We start from the raw sequence: 20,086 nt of genomic DNA on the forward strand, positions 1-20,086 counted from the left end.
AAATGTGCCCCAGCACTTTCACAGGAGAGGTACTTCACCATTCTAATCAAACTAAAGGGATAAAAGCAAAAAAGCCACATCCTTATGGACATGGCTTTATTGACATGAATCCATAGTTTTTTATAGAGGGTATCAGCTATGAACCTCTCCCGTTCGATACGGGTATTCTTTTTTCTATCTATACTATATTGGACAGTGCAATATTCGTCAAATGGAAAAAATTTTTAGCGAGGGGACATGCAAATTGTATCTATCTGTCTAAAAATTTTTAGCATTCCAACCGTTCGTTCGACACATTATTTTATGACCTTGTCCTAAAATCAACTCATAACGCCTCAAACGTTAATTAGTAGATTACTAGGGGGAATTGGGTTGAAAAAAAGATTAGCGGTTCTATCGGTTTGTTCAGTTCTTTCCATTTCATTGCTTGCCGGAGTGCAGGCGGACAAGCCTAAGGCAGAAGCAGGACAAGAACATTATGTATTAGCTTATAAAGGAAAGCTTCCGGCCAACTTCACTGCAAAAATTGAACAGGCAGGCGGAAAAGTAGAAAGAGTAGTTAAAGAAATAGGAATCGTCGAAGCCGCTTCCTCTGATCAGGACTTTCTATCAAAAATTTCACAGGATACGAATATCCAATCGGCTGGAAGGGAACTTGAAGCATATTTGGAAACAGACCCGGATGATGCTGTTCAATTTACCCCGGGTACACCTAATGGGCAGAAGGTAACTCTAGATCCAAATGCCGATAGCTACTGGGATAAACAATGGGATATGCAGCGATTAACACATGAAGGGGATTCTTATAAATTAAATCAAGGAAATCATGATACTGTTGTGGCAGTTATCGATACCGGGATTGATTTTAGCCACCCAGATTTGGCAGCCAATGCTGATGAGGCTGGATCTAAGACCTTTGTTCCTGGCACAACAGATGCTTGGGATAAAAATGGCCACGGCACCCACGTTGCCGGTTCGATTGCCGCAAATGGAAAGGTAAAGGGCGTAGGCCCTGAGTTAACTGTTCGTGCTTATCGCGTTTTTGGGGCAACAGGTGGAGCCCAGCAATCCTGGATTACCGACGCTATTGTAGCTGCTGCTAATGATGGAGTCGAAGTCATTAACATGTCGATTGGCGGTTGGCGCTGGATGGCCCATAACTTGGGAGAAAAGGGTGACTCCGCTTCTATGGTAGCTTATCAGCGTGCTATTCAGTATGCCACTCAAAAAGGGGTTACGGTCGTTGTATCGGCTGGGAATGATTCAAAAGACTTGAATAACTTACATGATATGCAAGCCTATTGGAAAGCTACTTACGGTATTGATATTAAAGGTCCGTCCCGGGTAGTACCTGCACAAATTCCTGGCGTCATTACGGTGTCCTCATCGAATGAATGGTCGGATAAAAGCATCGCCTTCTATTCCAATTACGGTAATTCTATCGATGTAGCCGGTCCTGGCGGGGATAATGGTCCGTTATATGACAGCTTGTATCGTCAAAATCCAGCCGGAGACTTTTTAAATAAACGTGATTTTACTTATCGGACATTGTCTACGTATCCTACTTATCCTGTTGGAAGCAATGCCACAACTCAATTCAGTGACGGACAATTGCATGGATACTCGTATTTACACGGAACCTCCATGGCAGCACCAAAAGTTGCTGGTGTAGCTGGGGTAATTAAGGCCGCCCACCCAGAATATTCACCAGCCCAAGTAGCTGCGGCTATTAGACAAAGTGCCATTGATTACGGTAAAGTCGGGGTTGACCCACTTTACGGATCCGGTGAAGCAAACATTTACAACTTCCTTGCAAAAGATAAGGCAAAAAAATAAAAGCGAGTCTGATTCCAAACAGTTGGGTGGTGCCTGCCACCACCCAATTTTTCTTGTTTTACGTCTTGTCTAAGCATTTCCTTTTTAAAGTGAATCATTAATTACCTCTTTCGAAGCCCTTTCCCCGGATTCCACTGCCCCGTTTAAATAGCCTGGATAGTTAATGGAGGTGTGCTCACCAGCAAAGAAGATATTGCCTTCCCGTTCTCCAACTATTCCGGCAAACTTCGTATATTGGCCAACCTTCCAATAAGAATAGGCTCCTTTTGACCATTGATTGCTATGCCAACGGTCAACCGTGACCATACCATTCCAATATCTTGTGCTTCCTGGCAATATGAGATCTAGCTTGTCCAAAAAGTCTTTAGCAGCCGCCTTCTTTTCTGTTGCCGATAACGCAGACAGTTTTGCTGCTGCTTCGCCTCCCATATAATTGACCAAAATTCCTGAAGTGCCTTGTTGGGCACGTGATGACTCAAATGTCTGCTGATAGCCGACATCCGTAAAGGTTTCGCCATTATTCCCAAGGTCATTCCAGAATCGCTGGGCAAACTGTGCTTGTAGCTTTGTATTTACTCCCATTCCCAGTTCTTCAATTGCCATTTTCTTTAATTCTCGAAAACTGGCATTCTCAAAATCTATCGTTTTTATAATTTTAAATGGTATAGCCAGAATAACTTTATCCGCCAAAACCTCCCATTCCTTTATACGATTTCGAAAGGTAAGTCTTATTTCATTTTGGCTGGTTTGTTCAATTTTTATAAGAGGGGAATTAAACTCGATTTGTCCTGTAAGATTTTCAGCTAATAAGGTGGGGAGCTGATCATTTCCACCTCTAATATGAAAGGACTCATCTGAGTCTCCATATATGTGAAAATGATCCTTTTGGGCAAAGCCCAACATATAGAGGAGATTTAACGCACTTTGAAGGCTGGCATCTGCTCCATTTTCGACGGTATATGCAACTTCAAGTAATTTGCCGAATTTTGATTGGATTCCTCCTGGTACAATTTCATTAATATAATCAACCACGGACAGATGATCCAGTTCATATCCGCGTTTAGTATAATGATTGTAAAGTGTAGTTTCACCAACCTCTATTAAATCCTTTTTCAGTTTAGGAAAAATACTCATAAAATCATTTGTTACTTCCTCAAAGGTATAGGAGCAGCCATCAAAAAAATAAAATGGCATTGTCCCTTTTGGCTCTGCCATCACTACATTATCAAATTCCAAGCCAAGCTCTTTTCCCAAGTCTTGAATCTCTTTATGACCTGTATCTATTAACTCCCCACCGCGTTCGACGATTTGGCCGTCTTTAAAATGCACCCTTCTTGTCCAACAACGCCCCCCAACGCGATTGGCCGCTTCATAAATGGTTGCGTTAATCCCTTGCTGTTTAAGTCGAAAGGCGCTCGTTAGTCCCGCTAATCCTGCTCCCACAATGACTATCTTTGGAGCTTTATTAAAACCGTCGCTATTTTTGATTAACTGCTTCTTTTCCTTTTCTGGAATGTCATCGACTTTTTGTGATGTGGTACCTTCCTTCAAATCAGCTTGTCCAGTACTTTTTTCCTTATCCACTGAGGCACTGGCCACAGCGAAAGACTTCTGCAAAATACCTGCTAATGGTGTACGTGCCAAAGCCTGTCCTCCTTATACAAAATAAGCCATGTACGATGATGGATTCACTATCCTGCGAAAGTGAATATATACCAATAAATTATGCATGGCTTCTTCTTTTGGTTTTAGGCAAGCTGTAGGTCATCTGATCTATTTTTTTATCAACGGATTGGTGTTTAGATACTGAGGAACACAATGGCTAGCAGCATGGCCAGAATTCCCACTTATGCGGCTTTAGCAAGGAGTAAAAAATGACTGGTTTTTGGTTTATAAACGCAAAAAAAGAGCCCAATTAATTGGACTCCAACTACTGCTGCTTACAATAATGCAGTCTGGCTTAATTCTTTTTTCGTTTCACGGCGAACAACTGGTGCTACCTTTGTTGCCAAGAGCTCGATACTTTCTGCTACCTTTTTAAATGGCATGCCGCCGATATCCATTTGCGCCATGAAACGTTGATGACCGAAAAGCTCATATTGGCGGAGGATCTTTTCAGTAATCTCCTGCGGACTGCCGACAAACAGGGCGGTATCCGGTCCAGTAAGCTTATCAAACTCCTCTCGCGCCATGGCATTTACCCCGTGTTCCTGATTGAAAAACCCACGATAATTTGCGTAGTAAGGGAAATAATTGTCTTTAGCCAGTTGGCTCGTCTCTGAAATAAACGCATGTCCCGTTACGGCCACCTTTAAATCATCAAGTGCAAACCCGGCTTCTGTTGCTGTCTTGCGATATACATCCACAATCGGCTTAAATCTCATCGGATCACCGCCAAGAATCGCCATTGTTAAGCCAGCCCCATATTTACCGGCACGGATCGCACTTTCCGGTGAACCGCCGACTCCTACCCAAAACGGAATCCCCTTTTGGACAGGTCTAGGGGCGATTTCCGCGTCCCTTAATGGAGTACGAAATTTACCCGTCCAAGTTACTCTTTCATTTGCATTCAACTTCAAAAATAGATCTATATTTTCTTCAAACAGCCCATCATAATCGTCCAAATCATATCCAAACAGTGAAAAGGATTCTACAAAGGCCCCGCGGCCTGCAATCACTTCTGCACGTCCATCTGATAAAAGGTCCAGCGTCGAGAAGTCTTCAAATAACCGCACCGGATCAACAGTCCCTAAGACAGTCGTTGTACTTGCCAGTTTCACCCGCCTTGTCACTTGGGAAATGGCGGAAAGAATCACAGGCGGTGAAGACGCCGCATAGTCGAGCCGATGGTGTTCGCCGACACCAAAGACATCGAGGCCTGCCTCATCGGCCATCTTTGCAGCTTCCAAAATTTCTGCCATCCTTTGTCTCGCACTGATGGTTTTACCCGTTTGCGGGTCTGCTACCAAGTCCCCTAGTGTATATATACCAATTTCCATGCCGTTATTTTCAATTATATTATCTAGCTTCATTCGCGGTATCCTCCCAAAGTACTGTAGCAACAAAACCTACTATTAGTATTCATTACTTGACAATATCCATTCATTATTCTATCATAAATCTCGAGTTGAAGATATTTTAATTCAAAGTGAATGATTTGTAAAGGCGCCTATTATATTTCATTTACCTTTGTTTATATAGGTTTTATTTTTTGCAATAAAGCAAAAAATAAGGTCACATGCCTAACATCAAGAACATACAAGGTGGTGCAGTAGCAAATGGGTTTTTTTGATAAATTATTCGGCAATTCAGCTAAGGAGGAAGAAACAATGACAACTGAAAAATTAAACATCGGTATTATCTTAGGTAGCACACGTGAAGGTCGCGTAAGTCCACAGGTTGGAGAATGGGTAAAAGGGATCGCTGACAAACGCGGCGATGCAAATTATGAAATCGTAGATATCGCTGATTTCAACTTACCATTCTTAGGAACAACTGATGGAACAGAACCAGGAATCGCAAAATGGAATGAAAAGCTTGCTAACTTGGATGGCTTCGTATTCATCGTTCAAGAATACAACCACAGCATTACTGGTGCTTTAAAAAATGCACTTGATTTCGCACGTGAAGCATGGAACAACAAAGCAGCAGGTATCGTAAGCTATGGTTCTACAGGCGGCGCTCGTGCGGCTGAACATTTACGCGGCATTATGGGAGAGTTAATGATCGCTGACGTTCGCGTACATCCAACATTATCTTTGTTCACTGATTTCGAAAACGGATCTGTTTTCAAGCCACAAGCATTACACCTTGATAACGTAAATGCTATGCTTGACCAAGTTAATTCTTGGAGCGGCGCGTTAAAAACTGTTCGATAATATTTGAAGTAAAAAAGGAGATTGCATCGGCAATCTCCTTTTTTATATTGTTATTTTTCCGACTTTCTACCAAGGTATGCCTCGACGATTCTTGGGTCTTCCAACAGGTCCTTTGCCTTCCCGTGAATGATAACCTTCCCGGTTTCCAACACGTATCCATAGTCAGCTATTTTCAAGGCCTGTTTCGCATTTTGTTCGACCACAAGCACAGTGGTGCCGGCATCCTTGATTTCCTTGATGATTTTAAAAATTTCCGCCACAATCAATGGTGCTAATCCCATTGAAGGTTCGTCCAGCAATAATAGTTTAGGACGTGCAAGCAACGCACGGGCTATCGCTAGCATTTGCTGCTGGCCGCCTGAAAGTGTTCCGCCAAGCTGATTCTTTCGTTCTTTCAAAATAGGGAACCGTTTCAAGACATCTTCAAGGTCTTTTTCTACCTCTTTATCTTTTCTTTGATAAGCACCCATATCAAGGTTTTCCATGACAGTCATTCCAGACAGAATGGCCCTTCCCTCAGGAACAAGAGAAATCCCCTTTTTAACTAGCTGGTCCGGTCTCAAGCCAGTGACATTTTCCCCAAGAAACTCAATGGTTCCGGTCTTCGGCTTAATTAATCCGGCAATTGTTTTCATCGTTGTTGTTTTTCCGGCCCCGTTCGCCCCTAGGATCGTGACAATTTTCCCTTGTTCCACTTCCAGGCTGACTCCTTTTAGGGCCTGAATTTTTCCGTAAAATGTCTCAATTCCAGATACTTTAAGCACTTTCATCATCTCCCTCTGATCCGAGGTAGGCTTCAATAACAGCTTGGTTATTTTGAATTTCCTCCGGTGTTCCCTCAGCAAGCTTTTTACCAAAGTTTAAAACAGTAATTCGATCACAAAGCCTCATAACAAGCGGCATGTCATGTTCAATTAACAAAGTTGTGATGCCTCGCTCCTGGACCTTTTTAATCAAATGATATAAATCGGCTGTTTCCGTGTCATTCATACCGGCAGCAGGTTCATCCAATAATAACAACTTTGGATCGCTTGCTAAGGCTCTCGCAATTTCAAGCCGTCTTTGCTGGCCATAAGCAAGGTTTTCCGCAATCGCATCTTCAAACTCCGATAGGCCTACTAATTCGAGAATCTCCTTCGCTGTTACACGTAATCTTTCTTCTTCAGCACGCTGTCCCTTTGTCCTCAGTACACCGCTAAAGACACCTGATTTACTGCGGGTATGCCCTCCAACCAACACATTTTCCAGCACCGTCATTTGAGAGAAAAGACGTATGTTTTGGAAGGTCCGGCAAATCCCCTTATTGGTAATTTTATGCGGTTTAAAACCGGTAATTTTTTCATCTAAAAAGGTAATTTCGCCCGACGTTGGAGGGAACATATTCGTAATCATATTAAACATGGTCGTCTTCCCTGCACCATTTGGACCAATAAGACCGTAGATTTCTCCTTCCTTAATCGAAAAAGAAACATCGGTTAACGCAGAAATACCGCCAAAATTTTTCGTGATGTTGTTAATTTTTAGAACCATGTTTACCCCTCCTTTTTGACAGCTGAAGCTTCTGTAAAAGGGGAACATCAATAATTCCCTGCGGGCGGAATGCCATCATTAAAATCAAAATGGCCCCATAAATCATATAACGGTATTCACTGATAAAACGCAATACCTCTGGCATCAAGGTCATAAAGGTGGCACCAAAAATAGAGCCCCAAATGACTTCGCTTCCTCCGAATACCGCGAAAATCAAAATCTCAACGGCGCGATGGTAGGAAAAATCAGCAGGGCTGATATAGCCCATGACGTGGGCAAATAATGCGCCCGCAAAACCTGATATAACCGCCCCTTGCACAAAAGATAAAACTTTATAATACGTGATATTGACTCCCATTGCCTCCGCCGCTTTCTCATCCATTTTAATGGCTGCAAAAGCCCGGCCGACACGGGATTTATTTTGTCTAACAAGGAACCAGATTAAAAGAATATTGATGATGACCAATATGATTAGTACCAGCAAATAAACGTATTGATTATTTTTTAAGCCAATGTCCAGCGGGTTAAATCCAGCATCTCTGGAGACCTTTAGCAGTTCCCTGCCGATTTGCGGAATACCTGAAAGACCAACTGCACCCTTAGTAAGAGATTCCCAATTAATCATGAACACCCGAATGACTTCTCCGAAGCCAAGTGTGGCAATCGCCAAATAAACCCCCGTTAACCGAAGTGACGGAATTCCGATTAGAATACCGACTAGTCCTGCAACGATAGCTCCTGCAATGACACTTACAACAATTGGCATATCGTAGTTAATGGTTAATAATGCTGATGTATAGGCTCCAATCCCCATAAATCCGGCATTCCCTAAAGAGAGTTGTCCGGAAGAAAGGGTAACATAAATACTTAAGCCTAAAATAATGTTAATCATAATAAACGAAGCGACTTGAAGGTAGTATGGATTTAAAAAGTCTCCAAGCATATCATCACGGCCTTCCCTCAGATGTCTTTTGGCCGAATAGTCCCTGCGGCCGGATTAAAAGAATCACGATGATTGCGAGGAATGCAATAGCATCCCGATATCCTGAATCTCCATAAGCGACAATGAGCGTTTCGGCTAATCCAAGAATCAATCCGCCAGCCATGGCGCCTTTCACATTGCCCATTCCACCAAGAATAATGATGGCGAGCCCTTTAAGTCCCATGGATAAACCCATTTGCGGGTTAACTGAGTTAAACGCCATCCCGACAAGAATACCGGCAATTCCGCCCATCGCGGATGCCATCACGACTGTTAAGGTGATAATCTGTCTCGTATTGACACCAAGGATACTAGCTGTATCCAAATTTTCCGCTGTCGCACGGAGGGCTTTTCCTGCTCTTGTTTTTGACAACCAATACGAAAGAGCCATCATTAACACAACTGAAATCACAAAAATGACGATTTGCACCACATAGATGGTGATAGAACCAATTGTAAAATGTATTTCTGCAAACGCATTTTTAAATGGATGGTTACCCGCTCCGAATAAGTGATGCGATAGATTTTCCAGTAAAATTGATACCCCAATCGTGCTGATTAATGGGGCAAGGTGCGAAACGCCTTTTTTCCCGCGAAGCGGTCTTAAGGCAAATCGCTCCAGCATATAACCTAAAATTGCGGTGACAATAATTGCAGCTAAAAATGCCATCCAAATCGGCCAACCCAATGTACTTGTGACCATGACGCCTACAAAAGCGCCAAACATAAAGATTTCGCCATGCGCCATATTAATGATGCCAAGAACTCCAAAAACCAGCGTAAATCCAAGGGCAACGATGGCATAGATGCTTCCTAGTGTGATTCCGTTTATTAGCTGTTCTAATAGCAAAACATCTCACCCTCTAACTTCAATTTTTTCAAAAACTAATGGTATTAATTAAAGCCCCCCGCCTTTAGGCTTTGGCAGCCTGGAGCGGGGAGCAGCTGATAGTAGTGATTCATTCTGTTCTGATTGATACCCTTCAAACTATCGAACGTTCAAGCTTATTCGAAAATTTGGAACTTCCCGTCCTTGATAATAAGAACGGTTGGATCCATCACAACGTCTCCATCCTTGTCAAAGGAGAATTTACCAAGGATCCCAGGAAAATCCTTAATTTCAGCAAGAGAATCACGCAGTGCATCGCGGTCCGCTTCGCCTGCATTTTTTAGTGCTTCAGCCATGATATAAAGCGCATCATAAGCCTGCGCTGCGAATTGGTCTGGTTTCTTGCCATATTCGGATTCATACTTTTTCACGAACTCTTGAACCTTTGGATCTTGCTTATCGCCAAACCAAGGAGTTGCCACAATCAGTCCATCAGCAGCCTGTCCGGCAATTTGAATAACCTGTGGAGAGTTAAATCCGTTACCGCCGACAAATGGTACATCAATTCCCAGTTTGCGGGCCTGGTCCATAATAACAGCACCTTCATTATAGAGAGCTGAACATAGAATTAAGTCCGGCTGAAGACCCTTAATTTTTGTTAATTGTGCATTATAGTCAGCCTGACCCTTTTGGAAGGTTTCAGTTGTTACTACATCAAGCTTCATTTTTTCGGCTGTCTTTTTCATCGTGTCATAACCGGATTTTGTAAACACATCATCATTTCCGTAAAGAATAGCCACTTTCTTCACTTTGTATTTATCAACTGCTTTTTTCACTGCTGCAGGAATAGCTAGTGCTTCTGGCAGTGAGTTTCTAAATACATAGTCCCCGATTTGTGGGATTCCTTCAGCAGTAGTAGATGTACCCATGATTGGAATACCATTCAAGTCTGCCTCAGGCCCGACTACATTCATTTCTGTACTTAATGTAGGTCCCAATAAGGCTACAATACTATCGTCACTCATTAACTTTTGAGCTGCAGATAAAGCTTGTTCTTGTTTACCTGCTGAGTCTTCAACAACAAGGTCGATTTTGACATCGCCTTTTGCATTAATTTCTTTTTTCGCTAAATTAAAACCGTTAGTAATAGCTTCACCGTAAGCTGCTCCAGGTCCAGTTAAATAGGAAACAACACCGATTTTTGCTTCCACGGCCTTGCCGCTTTCTTTCGAATCGCCCTTTTTGCCAGAAGTTTCTGAATTATTACTGCATGCTGTTAAGACAACAAGTAAAAGAACAGTAAACAGCAGAAACGACTTATTAAGGATTTTTCTCATGTCCTTCTTTCCCCCTATTTTTCGACAAAATTAGTTATATATATCTATTAAATACCAATATTATTTTAATGTAAAGATTTTGTACCGAATTTTTAGAATCTTATTTCTATTCGAAAAAATAGTTAAACGCTTTCATTCTTGTAATCTAGGGATTTTATTAAAAATTTGATGAAAAATTTTTATTACTGTTAATGATATATGGGGACGGTTCTTCTTCTTCAGAAACAAAAGAGCCGTCCCCATACATCATTTAGGGTAGAAAATTATGAAAATTTGTGATACGATGAAATAAGTTTAAAAGGCCGTGTGTAACTGGCGAAACGCGGATAACCGCGAGGGAGCACACGGTTTCGAAGCCGTTCGCCTGGGCAGAGGTAAGGGAATTAACTCCCTTACCTCTTTCTGCTTATAAAAGGAGGAAGAAAAATGAGCACGATCGCTTTAGAAAATGTGAACACCATCAAAACCCTTAATAATATCGCGGAAAGAGGGCTAAACGTATTCAATAAGAACGGCTTTCTGGTTGACAACGGCAGTGAAAACCCTGATGCCATCCTTGTTCGCAGCTTTAATATGCACTCATTAGAATTCGGTGAAAATTTAAAGGCAATCGCAAGAGCAGGAGCAGGTGTCAACAATATTCCCGTCGATAGATGTACAGAGCAAGGTATTGTTGTGTTCAATACCCCTGGAGCAAATGCCAACGCTGTAAAAGAAATGGTCCTAACCTCATTAATAGCTTCATCCCGTAACCTTTTTGCTGGTGTAGCTTGGACTAAGTCGTTAGATGGTGAAGGCCAACAAATTCCAAAGCTTGTCGAAGCAGGCAAGAAGCAATTTGTCGGAAAAGAAATTAAAGGGAAAACATTGGGTGTCATTGGTTTAGGAGCGATAGGTGCACTTGTGGCGAATGATGCGCTGGATTTAGATATGGATGTCATCGGATTTGATCCATTTATCTCTGTCGATACCGCTTGGAATTTGTCCCGCAACGTACAGCGGGCAATGACAATTGAACAGTTATTTGCAGAATCTGACTATATCACTGTTCACGTACCGCTAACAGATGACACAAGAGGTATGTTTAACCAAGCGACCTTCAGTATTATGAAGCCTAGTGTTCATATTTTAAACTTCTCCCGTGGTGAACTTGTCAATGAAACAGACATGGCCGCCGCTCTCGAAAGCGGAAAGGTTGGGAAGTATGTTACCGATTTCCCGAATGAAAATGTGCTCAAAATGAAAAATACCGTTCCAATTCCGCACCTAGGCGCCTCCACAAATGAATCAGAGGAAAATTGTGCGATCATGGCAGCTCGGCAGGTAAAGGAATTTTTAGAAACAGGAAATATCAAAAACTCAGTGAATTTCCCAAACACCAGTCTTCCTTATACTGGTAAGCGGCGCGTGGCGGCATTCCACCAGAATGTTCCTAACATGGTCGGACAGATTACATCTGCAATATCCAGCTATCATTTAAACATTGCTGATATGGTCAACAGAAGCCGTGGGGGTTATGCGTATACAATTATTGACATTGATAATAAAGTAAATGGCGATGTTATTCCAGGTTTAGAGGAAAAAGTAAAACAAATTCCTGGAATGGTGACAGCTCGGATTATTTAATAAGGAAAATTAAGTTAACATGAAAATGGAGCCTGGTTTCAATACCGGCTCCATTTCTTTTACCCAATTGGATTCTATGCTGATAATTTTAGTTTTTTCTCTTTTTTCCCTCTATAGGAATACAAAGCAAATAATAGAATAAACCATAGTGGTGTCAACAATAGGGCCGGACGGGTAGCGTCGGCGAACAGCATGATGATGAGAATCGCCGCAAACAAGGTTAGGACCGCATAATTAACAAATGGTGTAAATGGCGCTTTAAATTTTGATTTTGCCTGTAAGTCCGGACGAGTTTTCTTATACCTTACATGACAAATCAGAATGACGCCCCAAACCCAAATAAAACAAATGGCACTAATGGTTGTCACAATTCCAAAAGCCTGCTCCGGAATAAGTTTGCTTAAGAGCGCTCCACCTGTCAGGACAAGAGTTGAAATCAATAGCGCGTTACTTGGCACATGATTTTTATTCAGTCTTGCAAAATTGGCTGGTCCCTGGCTATTATTGCTTAAATTATATAAAATCCGGCTTGTTGAAAACATCCCACTGTTACAAGCAGAAGCGGCTGAAGTTAAAACGACAAAATTAATAATTCCTGCGGCAATCGGAATCCCGACTAAACTAAACGTTTTGACAAACGGACTTTCAGCGGCATTCAGTTCCGTCCATGGATTAATACATAGAAGAACGATCAATGCGCCAACGTAGAAAAATAAAATCCGTAAAGGAATTTTATTAATGGCCGATGGGATGTTTTTTTCCGGATTGGCTGTTTCCGCTGCCGATACACCCACTAATTCCACACCAACGAATGCAAAAACGACCATTTGGAATGAAAGCAAGAAGCCTGTCATTCCATTTGGAAAAAGGCCTCCATGTTCCCAAAGATTTTTAATAGAGACCGCCCCTGCATCTGTCTTGAATCCCATTACTAGCAAAATGACCCCCATTCCGATTAAGGCGAGAATGGTAATTACCTTTATTAAGGCAAACCAGAACTCCAATTCCCCAAAAAGCTTTACCGTTAATAGATTGAGGCCCAATAAGACGACCAAACAGACAATTGCAGGCATCCACTGCGGGATATCAAACCAATATCGTACATATACACCAACAGCAATCACATCAGCCATAGCGGTCATAATCCAGCAAAACCAATAGGTCCATCCCGTTACAAACGCAACTCGCGGTCCAAGATAATCTTCGGCTATGTCAGTAAAAGACTGATAGCCAGCCTTAGACAACAGGAGTTCCCCTAGCGCCCTCATCACAAAGAAACAGGCAATACCTACGATTAAATAAGCAAAGATAATGGATGGGCCAGCCAGTTGGATGGCTTTACCCGACCCCAGGAATAATCCGGTACCAATGGTGCCGCCAATTGCGATAAGTTGAACGTGCCGATTTGCTAAATTCCTCTTTAATTCTTGCTGTGCCAACCTTGACTCCCCCTTAAAATTTAAAAAACCCAATAAAAAAAGAGATTGGATGTCCTCCAATCTCTTAGGTCTAAGAATAACAAATAATACTTATTATGCTGACAATTGTCAGCATGACAAATATATATTCAATACTCTTCTGTCCTTTTGCCTGAGATTGTGAACCCTTCGGCGCCGCGGAATCCGCGGTCTCTCCAGAAGCTGCTCCTGCTATAGTGTGATCCATAGCAATCATAGCTTGCTAATTATTAAGTTTTTTAGATAATATTGTTGAATAATTTTTAATTTTAGTAGTATTAAAATACTTTGTCAACAAAAAATGACTCTTAAATATTTCATTGACTCTCTGAATTTAACTTAATCCCCCGAGGTAAGGATTTGAATTCGTTTTCATAAAGGGACAATAGACAGCCCCAGAACATAAAAAGTATGTTATAATAATTGTCGAAATACGTAGATTTGTCCATAAGGGAACAGAATATATAAACGGGAAGGAACGTGAAAGAATGAGTAACGGAATTTTCAAAATCCCAACACCTACAAATGAACCTGGCAATACTTATGCTCCAGGTACAAAAGAACGGGAAACATTAAAAGCAGAATTAACACGCCAATCTAGTATCGTAATCGATATTCCTGTGATTATTAATGGCGAAAATATAAAGACTGATACAGTGAAGCAAGTGGTTATGCCACATGATCATCAACATGTTTTAGCAAACTATTCGCAAGCCGGAGAAAAAGAGCTGCGTGATGCTGTTGAAGCTGCGATGGCTGCGAAAGAAGCATGGGCTAATATGGCTTGGGAACACCGCGCCGCTATTTTCTTAAAAGCAGCTGATTTAATCTCTGGTCCATACCGTGATGTAATGAATGCTGCGACGATGTTAGGACAGTCCAAAACAGTTATTCAAGCTGAAATTGATTCTGCACAAGAATTAGTAGACTTCCTACGTTTTGGCGTTGATTATGCAAATCAAGTTTATCAGATTCAGCCAAGCAGCATGAAGAATGTTTGGAATCGTACTGATTACCGTCCATTAGATGGATTTGTATTGGCGATTTCTCCATTTAACTTCACAGCCATTGGCGGAAACCTGCCAGCAGCTCCTGCTATGATGGGGAACGTAGTCGTTTGGAAACCAGCAACAACTTCAATCCTAGCAAACTACTATTTTATGCGTATTTTAGAAGAAGCAGGATTACCAAAAGGGGTCATCAATTTCGTACCTTCTCGTGGTTCACAAGTATCAGAAGTTGTATTAACAGACCCTCGTATGTCTGGGTTCCATTTTACTGGATCTACAAGTACGTTCCAAACGATTTGGAAAACAGTAGGAGAAAATATTGCAAGCTATAAATCATATCCTCGTTTAATTGGGGAAACTGGCGGTAAAGACTTCGTATTTGCTCATGAAACTGCACAAGCAGACAAAGTTGTAGCTAACCTTGTTCGTGGTGCGTTTGAATACCAAGGACAAAAATGTTCAGCAGCTTCTCGTGCATATATTCCAGCAAGTATGTGGGAAGAAGTAAAAGCCGGTTTAGTGGAAGAAGCTGCAAAGCTTAAAGTTGGGGATGTCCGCGACTTTAGAAACTTCATGGGTGCAGTTATTGATAAAGCTGCTTTTGATTCTATTACTAGCTATATCGACTATGCTGCAGCTTCTGAAGAGGCAGAAATTATTGCTGGCGGTACTTATGATGATTCTGTTGGATATTTCGTTCAACCGACCATCATTGTGACTACAAATCCAAACTTCAAGACCATGGTGGAAGAAATCTTTGGACCAGTCTTAACAATCTATGTATATGAAAATGATAAATTAGAAGAAACATTGGAGGCAGTTGATACAGCTTCTATGTATGCCTTAACAGGTTCGATCTTTGCCCAAGATCGCGGGGCCATTCTTCATTTAGAAAATCGCTTATCTGGCGCAGCTGGTAACTTCTATATCAATGACAAACCAACTGGTGCGATGATTAATCAACAGCCATTTGGCGGTTCTCGTGGATCTGGTACAAACGATAAAGCAGGTTCTGTATTTAACATGATTCGTTGGACAAGTCCTCGTGTCATCAAAGAAAACTTTGCACCAACTGCAGAAGTTGTCTATCCATTTATGGATGCAGAATAATAGATAATGTAAAAAAGAGGTTGAAATGTTTGGTTTCAACCTCTTTTTTATTTTCTAGCCGACACCAATGCCTTTATACTCCCCATTATTAACGATTTGAAATAAAATACCTTTTCCCATCCGCATAAACAATTGTTTTCATCCCAAACTTCGACACTTTTTACTATTATCAAGCAATAAGTGAAAAGGGCTTTACACAATTGAAAAACGTATTCGGTTCAGGCAACAACACTATTGATATTAAATAAAAAACCCTATCCAATCATATTTGGGTAGGGTTTTTATTCCAAAAAAAGAGGTCTAACCTTTATTTTTTATATCCTAGGTTCGGAATTCCATTCCAGCGTTCGCTTAAATAGCGTACAACCATTTTTGGTTCTCTTGCACGGGTAAAGATACCTTTTTTGTTACCTTGGACACGCATAATACCAAACTTTGTTTGGAAATCGGCGAAGTTCCATAATTGTTCCCCGACAAAGTTAGGGATTTCATCAAATACCTTGCTGTTCATGCGGTAATAATCTTCTTGGTATTCTTCACTGAATGGCTCGCCAAGTGCACTATGGAATCCAGCTACCGTATCAGCACCATATTCGGTGTACATAATTGGCTTATCTGGGTATTTTTCTTGCCATTCCAGCAGCTCTTCGCGAGTCTTTTCTTCAGCCGTCTTCAAGTCGCCATGTTGTACATACCAGCCATAGTAGCGGTTTAAGGCAATCACATCAACCAAGTCTGTACATTTGTCAGTCTTTGGCGTTGCCATCATGATGCCGACATACGTACATGGACGCTTTTGTGGGTCTAATTCGCGAGCCAGATTAAATAACGGTTCAAAATACTCATAAGAACCTTTTGAATAAGTGGCTGCCTCATTGGCAATCGACCACATAACGACACAGGCATGATTTTTATCGCGGTCGATCAGCTCGCGGATAACCTGTTGATGAGCCTCAGCAGTCCTCAACTTTTCCCAAGTATCGTCTTCAAAATCGCCTTTTTCTAAAATCGATACGTCAAAAGTGAAGGATAACATTAATCCAACTGCCGGTGTTTCGTCAATCACGACAATTCCTTCACGGTCGCAAAGGCGCATCATTTCTTCCGAATATGGATAATGCGATGTCCGGAAAGAGTTGGCACCCATGGCTTTCATCAAGTTAATATCGTGCACGTTATAGACTTCGTCAAGTCCACGGCCGCGGACATGCGTATCTTCATGCTTGCCAAAGCCTTTGAAGTAGAATGGTTCGCCATTGATTAAGAACTTGCCGCCCTTTACTTCTATCTTACGGACACCAAACTGTTCTTCATAGACATCTTCTACTTCGCCATTGTTGAGCCCTTCGACTTTAGCTCTATAGAGATAGGCATTGAGCGGCTGCCATAAATGAACGTTCTCAATTACCGCATTTACATCGGTTCCGGAAGCTTGGGCAATAGTAATGCCTTGTTCATCAAGAATAGTAACCCGCACTTCATCGAAATTTCCGCCAGTTTTAACCGAAACTTGTACTTCTGCTTTGTTGGCAGCTAAATCAACATTCGGGACAATCGTAATATCTTCAATATAATTCACAGGAGTTGAGTAAATTTTGACAGGACGGTGCAGCCCTGCATAGTTAAAAAAGTCAAAGTTTTCATCGACTTTACGGATGATTTTTCCATTTTCATCTGTCTTTTCACTATAATTTCCTACTGGCAATGCCGTATAATCCAACAGATTGCTTACTCGAACAGTTAAACGGTTCGCCCCAGGAACTAAGAATTCATTAATCTCAGCTTCAAATGGAGTAAAACCGCCTTTATGTTGGGCAACAAGTTTGCCATTCACATACACCCATGCTTCATGGGTAGCAGAGCCAAATCGCAATACTAATCTTTCGTCACGCAATGCTTTAGCAACGGTAAATTCTCTTTCATACCATACATACCCGCTATGCTGGCGAATTTCAGCTGATACTGCTTGATCGTTAAAAGAAGCCGGAACTGCCATGGACTCACCTGTTGGCAGCGGTTGGTTTACATCTACTTCTTTTACTTCATCATCAATCATAAATTTCCAAACACCGCTTAAATCCATGACCACGCGGCTATCCGTAGAAATTGGATATAACATGTTCCTTCTCCTCCATTCATATACAGGAAAATTTCCCTCATACCAAATTATTTACTAATAGATAATTAAAATTCATTTTAGATAACCCCGACTATGTAAGGGCTTTAATTTGATTATAATAAATTACCCCAATTGATAATCGTAATATTTTTACTATACTAGTAATTATTTTGCGTTTTTTTATTTTCCAATGTACATTAAATTGGGAAGGTGATTTTTTGTGGGAACTATGAACTATCAAAATTTCATAAAAATTAGCCACGTACTTCATTCGATTACCAAAATAGATATTCGTTTATATGACCAAGATGGAAAGTCGATATTCCAATTAATCAACCATTCTATTCCATCCGTTTTGGTCCATCCAGACAAGGAGATTGATCATATCCATGACATCCTGCATAGGAACGAAGCCAATCGCTACTATCACTATATCAGTCCATACGGTCTTGAGTATATTGCTGCCGGAATATGGAGAAGCCAATCTTTTTATGGAAGCATTCTAATCGGTCCTTTGATTTCGAGTATAACGGTTATCGATCGGATCAAAGATATTATTTCAAAAAACAATCTCCCGATTGGCGAACGCAAGCAATTGGAACAATTCTATCAATCCTTGACGATTTTAAATGATACAGAATATAAAGATGTCGGGGAACTGTTGGTTCATCTTGGTGTTCATGACTTTACGCATTCGCAGCAGATTCCTTCAGATACACTTATACCAGCCCTGAAACCAGATATCCAAAAAACAAACATCGAGGAAAACAGGCAAATAATTGAACATAGATACCAGCAACAGAATAAGCTGATGAATGCAATTGCAAAAGGAAATAAAGCCGAAGTTACCCACTCAATCAATCCGATGACAGATTTAGTGGCGTTTTCTAACAGAGTACCCGGAAGTCCCATTCGGTCCTCCAAGAATATCGGATTTGTTTTCAATACTATGTGTAGAGTGGCAGCTGAAAGAAGCGGCGTCCATCCCGTGTACCTGGATAACATTTCAGAACGATTTGCGATTTTGATTGAAAGGACGACGACGCTTTCCCAGTTGACAAAGTTATTTGTGGCTATGGCGAATGAATATTGCGATCTTGTCGCCGCGTTTGCTACCGGCCATTACAGCCCGATAGTGAAAAACGCAGTGGATTATATTTTGCTGAATTTAGGCAGTCCATTGACGCTACAGCATATTGCGGACCAACTCCATGTCAATCCTTCTCACCTGTCACGGAAATTTAAAAGCGAGACGGGAATGAACATGACTGAATTTATTAATCGCAAACGGGTAGATGAAGCCAAATTATATTTACAACGAGGCAATAGTTCCATCACCGATATTGCCTTTATGGTCGGATTTAATGACTTAAACTACTTTAGTAAGGTATTTAAAAAGTTTACGTCGTTGACTCCCTCCCAATACGCAAAAAGAAAATCGGTTTAAAAGCAAAAACAACTCCTGGCTTGATGGAGTTGTTTTTTGCTTTCGTTCTCTGGTCTCATTTTTTTTATGTAACAAAAGGGAAAAACTATAAGACTGACAAAGGCTTGGTTTTTACCAAGCCTTTCTCTTGAGATTATGAAATATTCCGAGTACACCTTTAAATCCAGTAGGTCATGCAAAATCTTTATCTCTTCATATCTTCACACATATATTGAATGAAAACAAAATCTTACACAAAAGATAGTAAAAAGGAGGTGAATACATGAGAGTTTTGCAAAGAATAGCCTTATTTTTAGTTATTGTAGGCGCCATTAACTGGGGATTAATTGGTTTTTTTCAATTTGATTTGGTAGCAGCTATTTTTGGTGGGCAAGCATCCTTTTTGTCAAGAGTCATTTATAGCCTTGTCGGGCTAAGTGGACTGATCTGTTTAAGCCTTCTGTTTGCACCCATGCGAAGTGAAGATCATGACCGATATCAAGAGGGGAACAGAAACTTAAATTATGCAACTGAATTTGGCGAAGAAAACGATTTATCTGAATTCAAAAAAAAGGACTAAAAATAAACAATCAGGAGGAAAAATCCTCCTGATTGTTATTAAAACAGACTACAACCTTAATATATGGAATGGTCTCTGTTTTGAATCATATGCTCCACAAGAAGACCTCAGTATTACCCAATCACGATAATCCACTATTTACAACCCAAATTCAACATATAAAAGTTTTTTATAATATATTATATATTTTTTGCATTTTATTTATTTCCACTATTGCCTTATGATTGGTCTGTAGCAATTGATAATTACTTCCTTAAACCCTGGATTAGACCTTATGAAAGCAAGGTTTAAGGTGGCATATTGATAGACGGCAGTTTCTGTCTGCAGGACAGAAATAACTTAAAAATAAGGAGAGGAATTTTTATG

15 protein-coding genes and 3 riboswitches are annotated in these 20,086 nt (G+C 40.9%); of the genes, 6 read left to right on the plus strand and 9 right to left on the minus strand.

Annotated elements, in window-relative coordinates:
- Positions 1-106: 106 nt before the first annotated feature.
- Positions 107-153: riboswitch (PreQ1 riboswitch) on the minus strand.
- 219 nt (positions 154-372) lie between these two features.
- On the plus strand, positions 373-1,836 hold the full coding sequence (locus QNN06_RS30920) for a S8 family serine peptidase (protein ID WP_284036719.1): 1,464 nt from the start codon (positions 373-375) through the stop codon (positions 1,834-1,836).
- 84 nt (positions 1,837-1,920) lie between these two features.
- Here QNN06_RS30920 and QNN06_RS30925 read toward each other — a convergent pair whose 3' ends face one another.
- Both QNN06_RS30925 and QNN06_RS30930 read right to left on the minus strand, forming a co-directional pair.
- Complete coding sequence (locus tag QNN06_RS30925) at positions 1,921-3,480, minus strand: flavin monoamine oxidase family protein (RefSeq protein ID WP_284036720.1); 1,560 nt, start codon at positions 3,478-3,480, stop codon at positions 1,921-1,923.
- 296 nt (positions 3,481-3,776) lie between these two features.
- Positions 3,777-4,868, minus strand: a complete 1,092-nt coding sequence (locus QNN06_RS30930) for an LLM class flavin-dependent oxidoreductase (RefSeq protein WP_284036721.1) — start codon at positions 4,866-4,868, stop codon at positions 3,777-3,779.
- A 246-nt stretch (positions 4,869-5,114) separates the two neighbouring features.
- On the opposite strand from QNN06_RS30930, the gene QNN06_RS30935 reads away from it, so the two are divergent.
- Positions 5,115-5,714: an NADPH-dependent FMN reductase gene (locus tag QNN06_RS30935; protein WP_213117021.1), complete on the plus strand. Its 600-nt coding sequence runs from the start codon at positions 5,115-5,117 to the stop codon at positions 5,712-5,714.
- Between the two features lie 50 nt (positions 5,715-5,764).
- On the opposite strand, the gene QNN06_RS30940 is transcribed toward QNN06_RS30935, so the two are convergent.
- From QNN06_RS30940 to QNN06_RS30960, 5 genes are all read right to left on the minus strand, one after another.
- Positions 5,765-6,478, minus strand: coding sequence for an ABC transporter ATP-binding protein (locus QNN06_RS30940; protein ID WP_213117020.1), 714 nt, complete (start codon positions 6,476-6,478; stop codon positions 5,765-5,767).
- Positions 6,471-7,244 carry an ABC transporter ATP-binding protein gene (locus tag QNN06_RS30945; RefSeq protein ID WP_213117019.1) on the minus strand — a complete coding sequence of 258 codons (774 nt, stop codon included), beginning with the start codon at positions 7,242-7,244 and terminating at the stop codon, positions 6,471-6,473. Before QNN06_RS30945 ends, QNN06_RS30940 begins: the two co-directional genes overlap by 8 nt.
- The gene (locus QNN06_RS30950; RefSeq protein ID WP_213117018.1) at positions 7,228-8,187 is read right to left on the minus strand and encodes a branched-chain amino acid ABC transporter permease; all 960 of its coding nucleotides are present in this window, start codon (positions 8,185-8,187) and stop codon (positions 7,228-7,230) included. The genes QNN06_RS30945 and QNN06_RS30950 overlap by 17 nt, the downstream gene beginning before the upstream one ends.
- Before the next feature lie 4 nt (positions 8,188-8,191).
- On the minus strand, positions 8,192-9,076 hold the full coding sequence (locus QNN06_RS30955) for a branched-chain amino acid ABC transporter permease (RefSeq protein WP_213117017.1): 885 nt from the start codon (positions 9,074-9,076) through the stop codon (positions 8,192-8,194).
- 155 nt (positions 9,077-9,231) lie between these two features.
- Complete coding sequence (locus QNN06_RS30960; RefSeq protein WP_213117016.1) at positions 9,232-10,392, minus strand: ABC transporter substrate-binding protein; 1,161 nt, start codon at positions 10,390-10,392, stop codon at positions 9,232-9,234.
- Positions 10,393-10,690: 298 nt separating this feature from the next.
- Positions 10,691-10,769, plus strand: a riboswitch (ZMP/ZTP riboswitch).
- A 49-nt stretch (positions 10,770-10,818) separates the two neighbouring features.
- Here QNN06_RS30960 and QNN06_RS30965 point away from each other — a divergent pair.
- Positions 10,819-12,018 carry a phosphoglycerate dehydrogenase gene (locus tag QNN06_RS30965; RefSeq protein ID WP_213117015.1) on the plus strand — a complete coding sequence of 400 codons (1,200 nt, stop codon included), beginning with the start codon at positions 10,819-10,821 and terminating at the stop codon, positions 12,016-12,018.
- A 74-nt stretch (positions 12,019-12,092) separates the two neighbouring features.
- On the opposite strand, the gene QNN06_RS30970 is transcribed toward QNN06_RS30965, so the two are convergent.
- Entirely contained in the window at positions 12,093-13,457 is a 1,365-nt protein-coding gene (locus QNN06_RS30970; protein WP_213117013.1) for an amino acid permease, read from the minus strand.
- A gap of 129 nt (positions 13,458-13,586) precedes the next feature.
- Positions 13,587-13,665: riboswitch (glycine riboswitch) on the minus strand.
- A 298-nt stretch (positions 13,666-13,963) separates the two neighbouring features.
- Between QNN06_RS30970 and pruA the strand changes: the two genes are divergently transcribed.
- Entirely contained in the window at positions 13,964-15,595 is a 1,632-nt protein-coding gene (gene pruA, locus QNN06_RS30975) for an L-glutamate gamma-semialdehyde dehydrogenase (RefSeq protein WP_213117012.1), read from the plus strand.
- A 307-nt stretch (positions 15,596-15,902) separates the two neighbouring features.
- On the opposite strand, the gene uidA is transcribed toward pruA, so the two are convergent.
- Positions 15,903-17,714: a beta-glucuronidase gene (uidA, locus tag QNN06_RS30980; RefSeq protein ID WP_217032410.1), complete on the minus strand. Its 1,812-nt coding sequence runs from the start codon at positions 17,712-17,714 to the stop codon at positions 15,903-15,905.
- A 229-nt stretch (positions 17,715-17,943) separates the two neighbouring features.
- Between uidA and QNN06_RS30985 the strand changes: the two genes are divergently transcribed.
- Entirely contained in the window at positions 17,944-19,161 is a 1,218-nt protein-coding gene (locus tag QNN06_RS30985; RefSeq protein WP_213117950.1) for a helix-turn-helix transcriptional regulator, read from the plus strand.
- A 262-nt stretch (positions 19,162-19,423) separates the two neighbouring features.
- Entirely contained in the window at positions 19,424-19,720 is a 297-nt protein-coding gene (locus QNN06_RS30990) for a DUF378 domain-containing protein (RefSeq protein ID WP_217032408.1), read from the plus strand.
- Positions 19,721-20,086: the final 366 nt, after the last annotated feature.

This window comes from Neobacillus sp. 114 (genome assembly GCF_030127045.1).
Taxonomy (GTDB): Bacteria; Bacillota; Bacilli; order Bacillales; family Cytobacillaceae; genus Neobacillus; species Neobacillus rhizophilus.